Raw genomic sequence first — 17697 nt, forward strand, 5'->3', positions numbered from 1 at the left:
TGGCGGCCACTCTGGGTATTGCGGTGTGGCAGGCGCCTGCGGCATCTGCGTCAGTGCCGCTGCAATACACCACGAACCGTTACGTCGGCAGCGCGGTGGCCGCCGCGTACCTCGCTTCGGAAACCGATTACCGGGCGGTGCTCACCCGGGAATTCGACAATGTGACGCCCGAGAACGAGATGAAGTGGGGCACGATCGAGGCCGTGCGGGGCCAGTACGACTGGTCCGGTGCGGACGCGATCGTCAAGTATGCGCAAGCGCACCACAAGACCGTCCGCGGGCACACGCTGGTCTGGCACTCCCAGCTTCCGGACTGGGTCGGCGCGCTGCCCGCCGACGAGCTGCGCCGGGTGCTGCGCGACCACATCACCACGGAAGTCAAGCGGTACAAGGGAAAGATCCGCGCCTGGGACGTCGTCAACGAGATCTTCAACGAGGACGGCACCCGGCGTGACACGGTCTTCCGGCAGAAGCTCGGCGACGGCTTCGTCGCCGACGTCTTCCGCTGGGCGCACGCGGCCGACCCGCACGCGAAGCTCTACATCAACGACTACAACATCGAAGGGATCAACCCGAAGAGCGACGCGGTGTACGACCTGGTGAAGACGCTGCGCCGGCAGGGCGTGCCGATCGACGGCGTCGGCATCCAGGGGCACCTGTCGATCCAGTACGGCTTCCCCGGCCAGTACCGCGAAAACCTGGCCCGCTTCGCCAAGATCGGCGTGGAGACCGCGGTCACCGAGGCGGACGTCCGGATCCCGACCCCGGCCGACCCGGCCAAGCTCGCGACCCAGGCGAGCTACTTCGGGCAGCTGTGGGACGGCTGCCACGCCGTCCGCAAGTGCGTCGAGTTCACGACGTGGGGCTTCACCGACCGGCACTCGTGGGTCCCGGACGTCTTCCCGGGCGAAGGGGCGGCCTGCCTCTTCGACGAGAACCTGCGCCCGAAGCCCGCGTACTTCGCCCTCAACCCCTGACCCACCTCCGGTCGCCGGTGCCGCGAATGAGTCAGTCGCGACCTCCGGGCGGCGGTCACCGGCGGGGGACCGGGCCGGGCCGCAGCCCGCGCTCGGTGAGCGCGGCGAGGATGCGGGGGACCGCATCGAGGGTGGCCGGGCGGCCTTCGTGCATCAGCACGACGCCGCCCGGCTGCGCTTCCCCGGCCGCGGCGACGATCTCGTCCGCGGGGCAGCCGGCCCAGTCGCGGGTGTCGACCGTCCACAGCACCTCGGTGAGCCCTTGCGCCGCAACGGTTTCCGCGACCTCCGGGCCGGTGTCGCCGTAGGGCGGCCGGAACAGGACCGGGCGGGTGCCGGTGAGCTCGGCGAGGAGGTCCTGCGTGCGCCGGACCTCCTCGGCGCGGGCCTCCGGGCCAAGGGTGGTCAGCCGCGGGTGGGTCCAGGTGTGGTTGCCGATCACGTGCCCGGCCGCGGCGATCGCCCGGACCAGCGCGGGGTGCGCCTCGGCGTGCTCGCCCCACAGGAAGAACGTCGCCGGTGTCCCGTCGAGGGCGGCCAGCAGCGCGGGGGTCGTCTCCGGGTACGGGCCGTCGTCGAAGGTCAGCGCGACGGTGTCCATCAGCGGGCCAGCGCGGCCAGCCGCTTCGCCGTCGGCCAGCGGACGTTCCACGCCCAGCCCAGCTTCTCGAACACCCAGATCACCCGCGCGGAGACGTCGAGCTGGCCGCGCAGCACGCCGTGCCGGGCCGACGTCGGGTCGGCGTGGTGGGTGTTGTGCCAGGACTCGCCCATCGACAGGATGGCCAGCGGCCAGAAGTTCGCCGAGCGGTCGCGGCTGGCGAACGGGCGCTCGCCGATCATGTGGCAGATCGAGTTCACCGACCACGTCACGTGGTGCTGGAACGAGATCCGCGCCAGGCCCGCCCACAGGAACGCGGTCAGCGCACCCCACCACGACAGCGTGATCAGGCCGCCGAGCAGCGGCGGGAGCAGCAGGCTCAGCACCACCCACAGCGGGAAGAGCCGGTCGACGACGCGCAGGTCGCGGTCGGCGGCCAGGTCCGGGGCGAACCGGTCGACGTTGGTCTTGTCGCGGCCGAAGAGCCAGCCCATGTGCGCGTGCCAGAACCCGCGGGCCAGCGCCAGCGGCGAGGTCCCGAACAACCACGGCGAGTGCGGGTCGCCTTCGCGGTCGGAGAAGGCGTGGTGGCGCCGGTGGTCGGCGACCCAGACGAGCACCGGACCCTGCGCCGCGAGCCCGCCGGCGACGGCCAGCGCGATCCGCAGCGCCCGCTTCGCGCGGAAGGAGCCGTGGGTGAAGTAGCGGTGGTAACCGACGGTGATCCCGAGCGTCGAGACCACGAAGAACGCGCCGGCGATGGTGAGGTCGAGCCAGCTGACGCCCCAGCCCCAGAACACCGGGACGGCGACGGCCAGCGCGAGGAACGGGACCAGCAGGAACGTGCGGATGGTGATGAGCTCGGGGATTGTCTGCTTGCCGGAGAGGACGGGCTTCGGGGCCGGCCGGGCTGCCTTCACGGAGGCGGTCATGCACTACTCGATTCGAGGTCTACGCCGCGCGGGGGCGCGGGAGGCCGGGGAGCGGAACACCCGGCGGTCAGCGGTCTGCGGGTGGCCGGGCGCGTCACCGCTCCTGCCGGTGATCTGCCTCGGATGGCCACGGTGCGAGAGTGAGGCCGACCGGACGCCGGCACACGGGGGGTGCTCTCGTACCCGGTCCACGTTACCTGATCGTTGTGAATCCGCAGTGTGGTCGGAGCCCGGAACGAGTAAGGCCCCCGCCCCTGGTCGGGGCGAGGGCCTCAGGCTGCCTCGTGGCTCAGATGACGCTGACGCGCTGGGCCTGCGGGCCCTTCTGGCCCTGGCCGATTTCGAACTCCACGCGCTGACCCTCGTCGAGCGACTTGAAGCCGCTGCCCTGGATCTCGGAGTAGTGGACGAACACGTCCGGACCCCCGCCGTCCTGCGCGATGAAGCCGAAGCCCTTTTCGCCGTTGAACCACTTGACACTGCCCTGAGCCATACCAATACCTACTCTTTGTAGTGAGCCTGGGCGTCCCGTTCGGACACCCGGTCTCACCCCCCATCCTTCCATTGCGCGTCCGGAGTGGCCACCCCCGGTGGTCAAACTCCCCAATCGGGTCGCAGCGGCATGCCCATTCCGCCGTCGCTGTCGGTCCGCACGCCCAGGATGTGGTGCAGTTCGATCTCGCGGCGTTCGAAGGCCAGCCGGCAGGCCGCGAGGTAGAGCGCCCACACCCGGCTGCGCCCGGCGCCCGCCTCGGCGACGGCCTCGTCCCAGTTCGCGTCGAGGTTGGCGCACCACCCGGCGAGGGTCTTCGCGTAGTGCTCGCGGAAGTTCTCCGCGTGCCGCACCTCCAGGCCGGCGTCGTGCATGGCCGTCATCAGCTCGCCGGGGGCCTCGAGCTCGCCGTCGGGGAAGACGTAGCGGTCGATGAACCCGCGCGAGCGGTGCGCGACGCTGGTGTCCGGGTTGGTGATGCAGTGGTTGAGCAGCCGTCCGTGCGCCTTGAGCTTGCCGGCCAGGAAGCGGAAGTAGCCGGGCACGTTGCGGGCCCCGATGTGCTCGGTCAGGCCGATCGAGGAGATCGCGTCGAACCCGGTCTCGGTGACGTCCCGGTAGTCCTGGTGGCGGATCTCGGCGCGGTCGGCGATACCCAGCGCGACGATGTTCTTCTGCGCCCACTGGGCTTGTTCACGCGAAAGGGTGACGCCGATGGCTTCGACGCCGTAGTGACGGACGGCGTGCGCCACCATCCCGCCCCAGCCGCAGCCGACGTCGAGCAGCTTCATCCCGGGCTTGAGGCCGAGCTTCTTGCAGACGAGGTCGAACTTGTGCGCCTGCGCCTCCTCCAGGGTGGCGTCCTCGTGCGGGAACACCGCGCACGTGTAGGCCATCGACGGGCCGAGGACCAGCTCGTAGAACCGGTTGGACACGTCGTAGTGGCTGGCGATGGCCTCGCTGTCGCGCTCCTTCGAGTGCCGCAGCGCGGTCAGCCCGCGCCGGAACCGGCTCGGGTGCTCCTCGGCCGGCGGCTTGACCAGCCGCAGGTGGCGCGGGCCGAGCTTGCGCAGCAGCCACAGCCGGTCGGCCGGGGTGAGCTGGTCGACCTGCGCGGCCAGCGCGTGCAGCGCCGTGTAGAGGTCGCCGGTGACGTCGAGCGCGCCGGCGACGTACGCGCGGGCGAGACCGAGGTCGCCGGGGGAGGACATGAGGTAGTCCAGGGCCAGCGGCGAGCGCACCTCGATGGCCACCGGCGCGTCGGCCGGGCCGCTGCGGCTGCCGTCGTAGGCGGTGATCGACACCTCGGCGCGGGGTCCGAGCAGCCGCTCGAAGACGGCGCCGACGGTGATGTTCTCCTGGGTCACGTTCGTTCCTTTCACCGGCGGCGGACGCATTTTTCGTAGAGGCCGAGCAGCCGCTCGCGCGGGTCGTAGGCGCGCTTCAGCTCGCGGTAGGCGTCGCCGTTGTAGAGCCGCCAGAACTCGTCCTCGGTGTAGAAGCTGTCCGAGTAGAGCGACTTGTGCCCGCCGAGGCGGGTGACCTCGGCTTCGATCATCCGGTTGTGCACGCCGTCGCGCTCGCCGGGGTCGAGGGGCACGGCCGACCAGAACCCGAAGTTGACGTAGAGCTCTTCGGGGTCCAGTTCGTACAGCGGCCAGCGGACGCCACCGGGCCGCTGGCGCAGCGGACAGATCCAGACCGGGCTGATCGGGATTTCGCGTTCGAAGAACTCGAGGAACTCCGCGGCCCGGTCGAGCGGGACCTCGATGTCCTGCACGATCGTCTCCTCCGGCGGCAGCCGCCGGAGCTTCAGCAGCCGCTCGGCGATCCGGAACCGGCGATCGAGCGCGACGGCCTTCCAGTACACCGAGGACCGCAGGAACCGGCGGCCGAGCAGCAGCCGCGGCAGCCGGTGCTGGACGCCGAACGCGCGCGAGCACCAGAACCAGTCGGTGTCCCAGCGCCAGAGGTAGTCCCGGACCGTGAGGTGGTCGGTCCCGCGGCGCTGGATGGACCGGTAGTAGATGTCCAGCCAGGTGTAGTCGCTGGTGGCGGGCGCGGTGTCGGTGAACGTCCCGAGCGTCAGATACAGCTCGTCCGGCCCGAAGACGGTGCCGTCGACGAAGTCGTTCTCACCGCTGTCGCAGGCTTCGCGCAGGGCGGTGAAGTAGGTGGCCCGGTCGTGAAAGCGGACGTGGCGCAGCTCGACGAACGGTTTGACCGGTTCGAGCAGGATCTTCAGCCGGAGCGCGTAGCCGAGGGTGCCGTAGGAGTTCGGGAAGCCGTGGAACAGGTCGCGGTGCTCGTTGTCCGGCGTGGCGACGACGATCCGGCCGTCCCCGGTGAGCACCTCGAGCTCCAGCACCGACTCGTGCGGCATGCCGTTGCGGAAGGACGAGGACTCGATGCCGAGCCCGGTCACCGCGCCGCCGAGCGTGATGGTCTTCAGCTGCGGCACGACCAGCGGCATCAGCCCGTGCGGCAGGGTGGCGTCGACGAGCTGCTCGTAGGTGACCATCCCTTCGACGTCGGCGGTGCGGGCCCCGGGGTCGACGTGCAGCACGTGGGCGAACCCGGAGACGTCCAGCCCGGGGTGCTTCGCGGCGGCCCGGGAGCGGAACAGGTTGGAGGTCCGCTTCGCGAGCCGGACGGTCGCTTCGCCGTCGATCGCGGTGAGCTGCCGTCTCAGTGCGTCGACGCGGGCTTCGTGCGCGGGGAAAGCCGGGGCTTCCGGCGCCCCGGCCTGATCGATGGTCACCCCCTGATCCTGCCTCACCGGGGGCCGTGGTGGCGCGCCGGACGTCGTGAAAGACTCATTCCCGTAAGCGGTTCACGACGCCGGACGCGCATCAGGCGACGGCGCGGAGCGGCGTTTGCTCCCCGAGGACCGATTCGGCCTCGGCGAGGAAGGCGTCGATCCGCCGCAGCCGGTCGGCGGTGCGCCGTTCGACGGCGGCCAGCCGGTCGGCCCGGCGGCGGGCGTCGTCGACGATCCGGTAGGCCCGCGCGCGGGCGTCGGCGGTGCGCCGCTCGGCGGCCTCATCCGCTTCGGCGACGATTGCGGCGGCCCGCTCCCGAGCCGTGACCACGATCTCGCCGGCTTCCGCGTGCGCCAGTTCCAGCAGGTGCCGGACGCGGTCGCCGACGGCGGCCGGGTCGGCGGGTTCGCGGCACAGCCGGTCGGCGCGGGCGCTCAGCTCGGCGTGGTCGGTGCGGGCCCGCTCGAGCTGCCGCGCGAGGTGTTCGGCCTCGGCGACGGCCGCGTCCCGGTCGGTGGTGAGCAGGCGGATTTCGGCGAGGAGTTCGTCGATCCGCTCGTCGACCTGCGCGCGGTCGTAGCCGCGGAAGGTGAGCGCGAAGCTCTCGGGCAGCGGCAGCGGCGCCGTCATCGGGCCGCGGCCGGCCGGCGCAGCAGGGCGGCGAGTTCGGCGGCGTCGCCCGCGGTCCGGAGCTCGACGGGGTCGGGACGGCCCACGGTGTGGTCGTCTTCGTGCAGAGCGGTGACGAACTGCGCGACCCGGCGCGGCGACGGGACGACGGTGGGGCCGCCCAGGTGGCGCAGGACGATCAGGTCCTCGCCGGAGTGCGTCTCGATCGCGGCCGCCCAGCCGCGTTCCTCGTCCCACAGCAGGGCCACGTCGCGGTCGGGGTAGTGCGGCAGCCGGGTGTCGAGGGCGACGTAGGCCGAGACCGGGCGGTCGTGGTCGAGGGTGCAGGACTCGAGGCCGATCCCGAGCTCGGCGGTGACGTCGCGGAGGTAGCCGAGCAGCGGGGGGACGGCGGGGTGCTGGTAACCGGTCGGGAGTTCGATCGATGCGGTCACGGGGTCATGGTGCCTTTCTCTCGGGTGGTTCCGTTCTAACATGTCGTCATTTCGATGACAAGAAAGATGTCGCCGGATGGACGACATCTCGCCTGGCGGGAGCTGTCCGGTTCGCCGGATTGAGCGGCGGTACCCCGGGGTACCCGATCGGGCGACCGCGGAAGATCCCGCGGCGCAATGGGGAAAGCGAGGCGGCGTTGAGCATTCTGATCGACTTCGGGCGCGACACGGAGTTCTCGTTCGAGCGGCGGTTGCGCGGCTACGTGGGGGCGGTGGCCCGGGCCGTGGGGGTGGGCCTGGAGTCCTGCACGCTCGACGCGGGCACCCCCGCGGCGGCCTACATCGCCCTCGACTGGCGCCTGTCCCGCTTCCCCGGCCACGACCTGGCCCTGGTCTGGGACGAAGTCCACGGCTGGGCGGCGGCGATCGAAGACACCACCGGGGCGACGGTCCTGACCTACCTGGGTGGCGAGGTCTTCCCGGAACCCCGCGCGGTGGTCCGCTTCCTGGCGGCGGTCCGCGCGGACGACCCGGACGCGGGGACGCCGGAGGCCCCGGTCCTGCGCGAAGCGGGCGGCCACGAGCACCTGCTGGCCGCGGGCCGGAGTTGATCGGTTTCGGGCACACTGGGGCCCATGGGGGAACTGACGGCGGAAGCCGTGGTCGACCGGATGGTGCCGAAGACGCCGCGGGTGTCACCGGACGGCCGGTGGGTGGTGTTCGCGAGTTCGCCGGTGGGGCAGCCGGGGCAGCACCCGGTGAGCGAGGTGCGGGCCGGTCCCGTGGACGCGAGTGCGCCGCCCCGCGAGCCGGCGCCGAGTGCGGCGGAAGACCGGGAACCGCGGTGGTCGCCGGATTCCGCGTCGGTCTGCTTCCTCTCCGACCGGGCTGAGCGCGGGACCGCACAGCTGTACCGGGTGGCCCGGGAAGGCGGCGAGCCGGAGCAGCTGACGGACTGGCCGGCGGGAATCCACGAGTACGCGCTGCTGCCGGACGGCGCGGTGGTGCTCGTCGCACCGGCGGAGAAGGAAGCGGCCGACCCTCGGGTTCGCGTGGTCGGCGCGGCCGGAGCACCCACGTGGGACAGCGTCGACCCGCCTGATCGCCTGTGGCTCCTCGATCCGTCGACCCGCGGCCTCCGCCCCCTCGGCGACTTCGGCCCGCGGCACGTCGTCGAAGTCGCCGCGCGGCCGGACGGGCACACCCTCGCCGTGCTCACCTGGTCGGTCGCCGATCGGGAGCCGGGGCTCTACAACGCCGCTTTGCACCTCGTCGACGCCGTCACCGGGGCCCGGCAGGAGCTCGGCGTCCCGGCGGCGGAAGCCGCGTCCCCCACCTGGTGGCGCGACGACGCCGGCTGGCGGCTGGCCTACCTCGGCATCACCCCGCCCGGCCTGATCGGCGGCCGGGCGATCTTCGACGACGGCCACCGGAACCTCACCGCCGGGATGAGCGGGTGCCCGGTCGGACTGGCCGGGGCCGGGGACGGCCGGCTGCTCGCCCTGTTCGCCGACGGTCTCGACACGTCGATCCGGCGCTTCGACCCCGCCGCCGGCACCTTCACCGAGCTCGGCGGCGCGACCGGCAGCCTGGTGGACCTGAGCGCGAGCGGGGACACCATCGCCGTCGTCGGGAGCGGCGCCACCGAACCCGACGCCGTCCACTGTGGACCGCCGGGTGGCCCGCTCACCCGCATCGGCGAGCCGCCGGTGCCCGGGATCCGGTGGGGCGCCCAGGAACGCCTGTCCTACCGGGCGGGCGACGGCCTGGACCTCGACGGCCTCCTGGTCCTGCCGCCCGGCCGGACCCGCGCCGACGGGCCCTTCCCGCTCGTCACCCTGGTCCACGGCGGCCCGTACGACCGCTACGCCGACCGGTTCCAGCTCGGGTGGTTCCGCCACGGCCAGTGGCTGGCCGCGGCCGGGTTCGCGGTGTTCCTCCCGAATCCCCGCGGCGGCCTCGGCCACGGTCACGCCTTCGCGGCGAGCGTCGCCGGCGACGTCGGGGGCGCGGAGTTCACCGACCTCCTCGCCGGGATCGACCTGCTCGTCGAGGCGGGCGTCGCCGACGGAGACCGGCTGGGGATCGGCGGGGGCAGCCACGGCGGGTTCATGGCCGCCTGGGCCGTCACGCAGACGGACCGCTTCAAGGCGGCCGTCGTCAACGCGGGCATCGCCGACTGGCCGCTGCTCGCCGCGACCGGGGAGTGCGGCCGGTACGACCGCGCCCTCGGCGGCCGGGAGAACAGCCCGATCACCCACGCCCACCGGATCCGGACACCGGTGCTCATCGTGCACGGCGAGGACGACACCAACGTCCCGCTGTCGCAGGCCGAACTCCTGCACCACGCGCTCGGCGACCGGCCGCACGAGTTCGTCGTCTACCCCCGGGAGGGCCACTCCCTGCGCGAACGCGGCCACCAGCTCGACTACCTGCACCGCGCCCGCGCCTGGTTCTGCGCGTGGCTGGCTTGAACCCCGCCGCCGCGGGGTAACCGGAGGGGGTGACCAGGACCCGGGTGTACCGCGACGGCGTGGTGCAGAAGGAAGACTTCCCCGTCGAGGACGTCTCGGAGTTCCTCGCCGAACCGGGCACCACGGTGTGGGTGGACCTCTGCGCGCCGACCGAGGCGGATCTGGCGGAGCTCGCCGACGAACTGGGCCTGCACCGGCTCGCCGTCGAGGACGCGGTGTCCGAACACCAGCGGCCCAAGCTCGACCGCTACGACGGCCACGCCTTCCTCGCCGCCTACGCGGTGCGGTTCGACGCGGGGAGCGGCGAGGTCACGACCGCCGAGCTCGGCGCCTTCGTCACGCCGCGGGCGCTGGTCACCGTGCGCAAGGACGACGGCTTCGACATCGAGCCGGTGGTGCGCGCCTGGGACCAGGCGCCGGAGCTGGCGAAGTCGGGTGTCCCGTTCCTGCTGCACGGCCTGCTCGACCACGTCGTCGACGGGCAGTACGAGGCCGTCCAGGCGCTCGACGACGAGGTCGAGGCCCTGGAGGACCTGGTCTTCGAGGACCGCCCGGACTCGTCGGAGCTGCAGCGCCGTTCGTTCCGGCTGCGCAAGAGCCTCACCGCGCTGCGCCGCGTGGTGCTGCCGATGCGCGAGGTGCTCAGCTCCCTGATGCGGCCGGACCTGCAGCTGGCCGACGAGCTGACCCGGCCGTACTTCGAGGACGTCCACGACCACGCCCGCCAGGCCGCGGAGCAGACGGAGGCGCTGCGCGAGCTGATCGCGACGGTCCGGGAGACCCAGCTGAACCTGCAGGGCAACCGGCTGAACCTGGTCATGAAGAAGGTGACGGGCTGGGCCGCGGTGATCGCCGTGCCGACCGCGGTCACCGGCTTCTACGGCCAGAACGTGCCGTACCCGGGCAACGGCGCCCCGAGCGGCTTCTGGACGTCGACGGTCGTGGTGCTGGTGCTGTCGCTCGGCCTGTACGGAGTCTTCAAGAAGAAGGACTGGCTCTGAGGTGAACCCGGCTCCGCCCGAGGCGGCCGATCCACTGTGGAGTGTCCACACCGGACGCCGAATGCGGGCGCGGTGAACCTCGGCGACGGCGGCTGCGCGCACGTCACCGGGGCCCGGGACGGCGTTCAGCCGAACGGGTCAACGCGGCCGGATGGCCTGGGAGAGAAGGAAAGGCTTTCGAGCGCCGCCTGAGGAGCGCGCGCGGACACGGGCGCGGCTGGTTGCTCAACCGTTGCCGCTCAGCATAGTGCAGCTGCACTATGCTGAGCCATCCGGTGTGCACCGGAGCGGGACAACCGAAGAAACGGGTGGCGGATGAGCGGGGCAATGGTCGAGGGGACGCGCCCGGGTGCCAAAGTCGCAGGCGTGGGCGAGGCCGGGGAGCAGGAGCTGCGCCGGTTGCTGGCCGGGCTGACCGCCGTCCGGGACGGCGACTTCGGCATCCGGCTGCCCGGCGGGGCCGACGGCCTGCTCGGCGAGATCGCCACGGTCTTCAACGGCATGGCCGACCAGCTGTCGCTGTTCACCTCCGAGGTCACCCGCGTCGCCCGCGAGGTCGGCAGCGAGGGTCAGCTGGGCGGGCAGGCGAAGGTCCCCGGCGTGTCCGGCACGTGGAAGGACCTCACCGATTCGGTGAACGCCATGGCCGGCAACCTGACCACCCAGGTGCGGGACATCGCCCAGGTGGCGACCGCGGTGGCGAAGGGCGACCTGTCCCAGAAGATCGACGTCGACGCCCGCGGCGAGATCCTGGAGCTGAAGGACACCGTCAACACGATGGTGGACCAGCTGTCGTCGTTCGCCGACGAGGTCACCCGCGTCGCCCGCGAGGTCGGCAGCGAGGGCCGGCTCGGCGGCCAGGCCCAGGTGCCCGGCGTCGGCGGCGTGTGGCGCGACCTCACCGATTCCGTGAACTTCATGGCCGGCAACCTGACCGACCAGGTCCGCAACATCGCCCAGGTGACGACCGCGGTGGCGAAGGGCGACCTGTCCCAGAAGATCACCGTCGACGCCCGCGGCGAGATCCTCGAGCTCAAGAACACGATCAACACGATGGTGGACCAGCTGTCGTCGTTCGCCGACGAGGTCACCCGCGTCGCGCGCGAAGTCGGCACCGAAGGACGCCTCGGCGGCCAGGCCGACGTCAAGGGCGTCTCGGGTACCTGGCGCGACCTCACCGACTCGGTGAACTTCATGGCCGGCAACCTGACCGACCAGGTCCGCAACATCGCGCAGGTCGCCACCGCGGTGGCGAAGGGCGACCTGTCCCAGAAGATCAACGTCACGGCCCGCGGCGAGGTCCTGGAGCTCAAGGACACGCTGAACACGATGGTGGACCAGCTGTCCGCGTTCGCCGACGAGGTCACCCGGGTGGCCCGCGAGGTCGGTACCGAGGGACGGCTGGGCGGCCAGGCCGACGTCAAGGGCGTCTCCGGCACCTGGAAGGACCTCACCGAGTCGGTCAACGTCATGGCCGACAACCTCACCGCGCAGGTCCGCTCGATCGCCCAGGTCACGACGGCGGTCGCCCGCGGCGACCTGTCCCAGAAGATCCGGGTCGACGCCCGCGGCGAGATCCTCGAGCTGAAGGACACCATCAACACGATGGTGGACCAGCTGTCCGCGTTCGCGGACGAGGTCACCCGGGTGGCCCGCGAGGTCGGCACCGAGGGCAACCTCGGCGGCCAGGCGACCGTCCGCGGCGTGTCGGGGACGTGGAAGAACCTCACCGACAACGTCAACGTCATGGCGTCCAACCTGACCGGCCAGGTCCGCTCGATCGCGCAGGTCGCCACCGCGGTCGCGCGCGGCGACCTGTCGGGCAAGATCACCGTCGAGGCCAAGGGCGAGGTCGCGGCCCTGGCCGACGTCATCAACACGATGGTCGACACGCTCTCGGCGTTCGCGGACGAGGTCACCCGCGTCGCCCGCGAGGTCGGCACCGAGGGCATGCTCGGCGGGCAGGCGCGCGTGCCGAACGTGGCCGGCACCTGGAAGGACCTCACCGACAACGTCAACTCGATGGCGAACAACCTCACCGGGCAGGTCCGCAACATCGCCCAGGTGACCACCGCCGTCGCGCAGGGCGACCTGACCCGCAAGATCGACGTCGACGCCCGCGGCGAGATCCTCGAGCTCAAGACCACGATCAACACGATGGTCGACCAGCTCTCGGCGTTCGCCGCGGAGGTCACCCGCGTGGCGCGCGAGGTCGGCAGCGAAGGCCGCCTCGGCGGTCAGGCCGAGGTCGAAGGCGTCTCCGGGACCTGGAAGCGGCTGACCGAGAACGTCAACGAGCTGGCCGGGAACCTCACCCGCCAGGTCCGCGCGATCGCCGAGGTGACCAGCGCGGTCGCCGAGGGCGACCTGACCCGCTCGATCACCGTCGACGCCTCCGGCGAGGTCGCCGAGCTCAAGGACAACATCAACTCGATGGTCGAGTCGCTGCGCGAAACCACGCGGGCGAACCAGGAACAGGACTGGCTCAAGTCCAACCTGGCCACCATCACCGGGCTGATGCAGGGCCGCCGCGACCTCGCCGTCGTCGCGGCCGCGGTGATGGACGAGCTCGTCCCGCTGGTCAACGCCCAGTACGGCGCGTTCTACCTGGCCGACGACACCGCCGAGGTGCCCGAGCTGCGGCTCGTCGGCGCGTACGGCCACCCGGACGACGGAGACGGCCCGGCCGTCCGGTTCCGGGTCGGGCAGTCGCTGGTCGGGCAGGCCGCCCGCAGCCGCCGGGCGATCGCGGTCGACGACGTCCCGCCCGGCTACGCCACCATCTCCTCCGGGCTCGGCCGCACCGCGCCGGCCAGCCTGATCGTGCTGCCGATCGTGGTCGAGGACCAGGTGCTCGGCGTCATCGAACTCGCCTCGGTGCACGGCTTCACGACGGTGCACCGCGCGTTCCTCGAACTGCTGATGGAGCAGATCGGCGTCAACGTCAACAGCATCGTCGCCAACGCCCGGACCGACGAGCTGCTCGGCGAGTCCCAGCGGCTGACCGCGGAACTGCAGGCCCGCTCGGAGGAACTCCAGGCGCGGCAGGAGGAACTCCAGTCCTCGAACGCCGAGCTGGAGGAGAAAGCGGCCCTGCTGGTCACGCAGAACCGCGACATCGAGACGAAGAACCTGGAGATCGAGCAGGCCCGGCAGGAGCTGGAGGCCCGCGCCCAGCAGCTGACGCTGGCGTCGAAGTACAAGTCGGAGTTCCTGGCCAACATGAGCCACGAGCTGCGCACCCCGCTCAACAGCCTGCTCATCCTCGCCCAGCTGCTCGCGCAGAACCCGACCCGCAACCTGACCGCGAAGCAGGTCGAATACGCGGGGATCATCCACTCCGCGGGTTCGGACCTGCTGCAGCTGATCAACGACATCCTCGACCTGTCGAAGGTCGAGGCCGGGAAGATGGACGTCACCCCGGAGCAGGTGTCGCTGCGCCAGCTCATCGACTACGTCGAGGCGACGTTCCGGCCGATGACCTCCCAGCGCAACCTGGACTTCCGGATCAGCGTCGCGCCCGGCTCGCCCCCCGAGCTGCTCACCGACGACTCGCGGCTGCGGCAGGTGCTGCGGAACCTGCTGTCCAACGCGGTCAAGTTCACCGAGGTCGGCCTGATCGAGCTGCACATCGAGCCGGTGGACCCCGAGCGGCTGCCCCGGCCGCTGCGGGTGCACGGCCCCGCCGTCGCCTTCCGGGTCACCGACACCGGCATCGGGATCGCCGAGCACCAGCTCGAATCGATCTTCGGCGCGTTCCAGCAGGCCGACGGCACGACCAGCCGCAAGTACGGCGGCACCGGGCTCGGCCTGTCCATCAGCCGCGAGATCGCGCAACTGCTCGGGGGTGTGATCACCGCCGAAAGCACCCTGGGCGAGGGCAGCACGTTCACCTTCGCGCTGCCGGTCGCGCGCCCGGACTTCGCGCCGCTGCCGGCGGGGGAGCACCCCGGCACCGTCGTCGTGACCACCGAGCCCGGTGCCCCCGCCGCGGCGTCGGGCCCGCGGGCGTACCGGCGGCTGCTGGTCGTCGAGGAACGCCAGCACGGGCTGCTGACGCTCGTCGCCGAAAGCGCGGCCGCGGATCTGTCCGACAGCCGGGACATCGGCCTCTCGCCCGCCGACGTCGAAGTCGTGACGGCGGTCGGCACGCAGGAGGCGGCCGCCGCGCTCGCCACCGACGCCTACCACTGCGTGGTGCTCGACCTGGACCTGCCGGAGCGGACCGCGTTCACCTTCCTCGACGCGATGGAGGGCGACAGCGCGCTGCGGCTGGTCCCGGTGCTCGCGCACAACAGCCGGCGGCTCGACGGCGAACTCGAGCAGCTGGTGCAGTCCCGCGCGGACATGCAGTCCCTGGAAGTGCTGTCCGGACTGGACGAGCTGCGCGAGCGGATCGCGCTGCACCTGTCGGCGGAGGAGCCCGGCGCGGTGCTGCCGCTGGTCCGCCCGGACGAGCCGGCCGCCCCGGTGCGCGCGGCGGACGTCGACACGACGCTGGCCGGGCGGACGGTGCTGATCGTCGACGACGACCCGCGCAACGTCTACGCGCTGACCGGGATCCTCGAGCTGCACGGCATGCAGGTGCTGCACGCCGAAGACGGCCGCAAGGGCGTCGAGACGGTGGCGTCGCACCCCGGCATCGACCTGATCCTGATGGACGTGATGATGCCGGAGATGGACGGCTACACCGCGACCGCGAAGATCCGCGCGATGCCGGAGCACGCCGGGATCCCGATCGTCGCGGTGACGGCGAAGGCGATGCCGGGCGACCGGGAGAAGAGCCTCGCCTCCGGGGCGACCGACTACGTCACGAAACCGGTGGACGCCGACGACCTGATCACCCGCATCAAGCGGCACGTGACGGCGTGATCGGCGACGAGCGGCCGGTTTCCGACGTCCCGGCCAACCTCGCGCGGCTGGCCGACACCGTCGCCCGCCTGCGCAGCGAAATCGACCACGCGCACGCCGTCGCCGACGGCCGCGCGCTGATCGAACTCGCCAAGGGCGTGCTGATGGAACGCCTGCAGTGCGCCCCGGCCGACGCGGCACGGCAGCTGGAGACCCTGGCCGGGCGCGCCGGGATGACGCCGCTGGAGTTCGCCGCGGACATCGTCGGCGAGGCGGCCGCGGACCGGGTGACCGAGGTGGCACAGGAGTTCCTGGCCCGCGCCGACGACTCCGGCGACTCGGTCGCGGTCCGGCTGCGGACCGCGGAGAGCGGCGTGCTCGCGGCCGGGGACACCCAGCGCGTGGCGGAGTCCATTTTGGACCATGCGCTGCGGCCGCTGGGCGCGACCGCGGTCGCGGTGTGGCTCGCCGGGTCCGACGGGTCGCTGACCCTGGCCGGCTCCGCCGGGTTCTCGGCCGAGGAGGCGGCGCGCTGGCGGTACGTCCCGCCGGGCGTGGCGACGCCCGCCCGCACCGCGTTGCTCGAGCGCGACACCGTCTGGTGCCCGACGCTCGCCGCGGCCGGCCTGCCGTCGATCGGGCAGCACAGCCTGGCCGGGGGCGGCCGGGTGACGGTGCCGACCGGCACCGGCGGGCGCATCATCGGCGTCGTCGAGATGTGCTGGCCCGACCCGCTGCCCGCGGAACCCGGGCGGCAGCGCCGCCAGCTGGAGGCCCTGGCCGAGCTGTGCGCGTACACGCTGGACACGCGGGAGCTCCCGCCGGCGGGCGACGTGCTCGGCGAGCTGGTGGACTTCATCGACGGCCTGTACGACCCGGCCGTGCTGCTGACGCCGTGCCTGGACGGCGGTGACTTCCGCATCCACCACGCGAACGTCCGGTTCGCCGACCCGGGCGGGCGGCCGCGCAGCCGGATCGTCGGCACCCGGTTGCTGGAGACGTACCCGCTCGCCGCGGAGGAAAGCGGGCTGCTCGACAAGATCCAGCGCGTCTACGCCACCGGCGAGCCGTTCCGGGCCGACAGCGTCGCGATCACCACCCTGGTCGACCAGGTGCCGCTGACCGTCCTCACCGACGTCAGCGTCACGCGCTTCGCCGGGAACGTGCTGCTGATCCTGCGCATCCAGGACGACGCGGCGAAGCTCGCGGTGCTGTTGCAGCACGCCCAGCGGCTCGGGCGGATCGGCGGCTTCGAAGAGAACGTCGTCACCCGGGCGATCACCTGGAACATCGAGCTGTTCGCGCTGTACGGCCTGCCGCCGAACGCGTCGCCTCTGTCGCTGCACAACCTGGCCGAGCACGCGCACCCCGACGACGCCGGGGCGATCGGCCGGTTCCTGCGGGCGGTGCTGCACCACAAGCGGCCGTCGTCGACGGCGTTCCGGCTGCAGCGCTCCGACGGCGTCGCCCGGCACATCCGGGTGGTCGCCGAGCCGGTCGTCGACGGTCGCGGCGAGCTGGTCGCGGTCCGCGGCGCCTACCAGGACGTTTCGTCGCAGCACTGGACCGAGGTGGCGCTGGCCGCGACGCGGGACAGGCTGGCCGAGACCGAGCAGCAGGCGATCGAGCGCAACCGGCTGGCGCTGCAGCTGCAGCACGCGATCATGCCGCCGGCCAAGGGCCCGATCGACATGCCGGGCCTGCGCGCGGCCGTCCGCTACCGGCCGGCGGAGAAGGAGCACCTGGTCGGCGGCGACTGGTACGACGCGGTCGCGTTGCCGACGGGCGAAGTCCTGCTGTGCGTCGGCGACGTCGCCGGCCACGGCATCGACGCGGCGACGGGCATGGTGAGCCTCCGCAACGCCCTGCGCGGCCTCGCGGCGACCGGCGCCGGCCCGGCCCAGCTGCTGACGTGGCTGAACCTGGTGGCCTACCACCTGACCGACCACGTGACGGCCACCGCGGTGACGGCGGTCTACGACCCGGCGCACCGCAAGCTGCGCTGGGCCCGGGCGGGCCACCTGCCCCCGATCGTCCGCCACCGCGACGGAACGGCGACGACCCTGCCCCTGATCCGCGGCTCGCTGCTGGGCGCGGTCCGCGACGTCGTCTACGAGGAGGACGAGCTCCAGCTCGCGGAGGGCGACATCCTGCTGATCTACACGGACGGCCTGATCGAGCGGCGCGACCGCCCGGTCCAGGATTCGGTGTCCCGCCTGGTCACCTTGGTCCACGGCCACGACGGCGGCCTCGAGCACCAGCTGGACAGGTTGCTGACGTACAGCACCGCGGACACCGACGACGACACCTGCGTGGTCGGGATCGAGGTCACCACCGCCTGACCCGAGATACGTCTTCAATCACGCGAGTTACGCCCCCAATCACGTGAGATACGCCTTCAACCACGCCAGGCGCGTCTCTGATCACGGAGATGCCCTTTGTCGCCTGGGCCTGTCTCGTGATCGGTGTGTCCGGCGTTGTTGATCAGTAGGTTTCGGCGCCCGGCCAGCGGTCACCGAAGGTGATGGCGAAGGCGTTGATC

The 17697-nt window shown here is 71.9% G+C and carries 13 protein-coding genes; 6 read left to right on the plus strand and 7 right to left on the minus strand.

What is annotated here, in order from left to right:
* Positions 1–53: 53 nt before the first annotated feature.
* Positions 54–977 (plus strand): endo-1,4-beta-xylanase, encoded by a 924-nt coding sequence (locus ACWEVN_RS10945; protein ID WP_449682573.1) that lies wholly within the window; start codon positions 54–56, stop codon positions 975–977.
* A 55-nt stretch (positions 978–1032) separates the two neighbouring features.
* Here ACWEVN_RS10945 and ACWEVN_RS10950 read toward each other — a convergent pair whose 3' ends face one another.
* From ACWEVN_RS10950 to ACWEVN_RS10980, 7 genes are all read right to left on the minus strand, one after another.
* On the minus strand, positions 1033–1629 hold the full coding sequence (locus tag ACWEVN_RS10950; protein WP_452051092.1) for a polysaccharide deacetylase family protein: 597 nt from the start codon (positions 1627–1629) through the stop codon (positions 1033–1035).
* On the minus strand, positions 1578–2510 hold the full coding sequence (locus tag ACWEVN_RS10955) for an acyl-CoA desaturase (protein WP_310972845.1): 933 nt from the start codon (positions 2508–2510) through the stop codon (positions 1578–1580). The genes ACWEVN_RS10950 and ACWEVN_RS10955 overlap by 52 nt, the downstream gene beginning before the upstream one ends.
* Before the next feature lie 289 nt (positions 2511–2799).
* Entirely contained in the window at positions 2800–3003 is a 204-nt protein-coding gene (locus ACWEVN_RS10960; RefSeq protein WP_004558414.1) for a cold-shock protein, read from the minus strand.
* Positions 3004–3104: 101 nt separating this feature from the next.
* Positions 3105–4400: a class I SAM-dependent methyltransferase gene (locus tag ACWEVN_RS10965; RefSeq protein ID WP_449682571.1), complete on the minus strand. Its 1296-nt coding sequence runs from the start codon at positions 4398–4400 to the stop codon at positions 3105–3107.
* Positions 4382–5764, minus strand: a complete 1383-nt coding sequence (locus ACWEVN_RS10970; RefSeq protein WP_452051093.1) for an FAD-binding oxidoreductase — start codon at positions 5762–5764, stop codon at positions 4382–4384. The genes ACWEVN_RS10965 and ACWEVN_RS10970 overlap by 19 nt, the downstream gene beginning before the upstream one ends.
* A gap of 91 nt (positions 5765–5855) precedes the next feature.
* Positions 5856–6395, minus strand: a complete 540-nt coding sequence (locus tag ACWEVN_RS10975; RefSeq protein ID WP_449682569.1) for a hypothetical protein — start codon at positions 6393–6395, stop codon at positions 5856–5858.
* On the minus strand, positions 6392–6829 hold the full coding sequence (locus tag ACWEVN_RS10980; RefSeq protein WP_452051094.1) for a DUF6292 family protein: 438 nt from the start codon (positions 6827–6829) through the stop codon (positions 6392–6394). The genes ACWEVN_RS10975 and ACWEVN_RS10980 overlap by 4 nt, the downstream gene beginning before the upstream one ends.
* Before the next feature lie 197 nt (positions 6830–7026).
* Here ACWEVN_RS10980 and ACWEVN_RS10985 point away from each other — a divergent pair, with 197 nt between their 5' ends.
* From ACWEVN_RS10985 to ACWEVN_RS11005, 5 genes are all read left to right on the plus strand, one after another.
* On the plus strand, positions 7027–7440 hold the full coding sequence (locus tag ACWEVN_RS10985; RefSeq protein ID WP_452051095.1) for a DUF6292 family protein: 414 nt from the start codon (positions 7027–7029) through the stop codon (positions 7438–7440).
* 24 nt (positions 7441–7464) lie between these two features.
* Positions 7465–9303 carry a S9 family peptidase gene (locus ACWEVN_RS10990; RefSeq protein ID WP_452051096.1) on the plus strand — a complete coding sequence of 613 codons (1839 nt, stop codon included), beginning with the start codon at positions 7465–7467 and terminating at the stop codon, positions 9301–9303.
* A gap of 44 nt (positions 9304–9347) precedes the next feature.
* Positions 9348–10304: a magnesium transporter CorA family protein gene (locus tag ACWEVN_RS10995; protein ID WP_452051097.1), complete on the plus strand. Its 957-nt coding sequence runs from the start codon at positions 9348–9350 to the stop codon at positions 10302–10304.
* Positions 10305–10631: 327 nt separating this feature from the next.
* Positions 10632–15176, plus strand: a complete 4545-nt coding sequence (locus tag ACWEVN_RS11000; protein WP_449682583.1) for a HAMP domain-containing protein — start codon at positions 10632–10634, stop codon at positions 15174–15176.
* Entirely contained in the window at positions 15173–17497 is a 2325-nt protein-coding gene (locus ACWEVN_RS11005) for a SpoIIE family protein phosphatase (protein WP_449682565.1), read from the plus strand. Before ACWEVN_RS11000 ends, ACWEVN_RS11005 begins: the two co-directional genes overlap by 4 nt.
* Positions 17498–17697 lie beyond the last annotated feature (200 nt).

It is taken from the genome of Amycolatopsis sp. NPDC003861 (genome assembly GCF_053605405.1).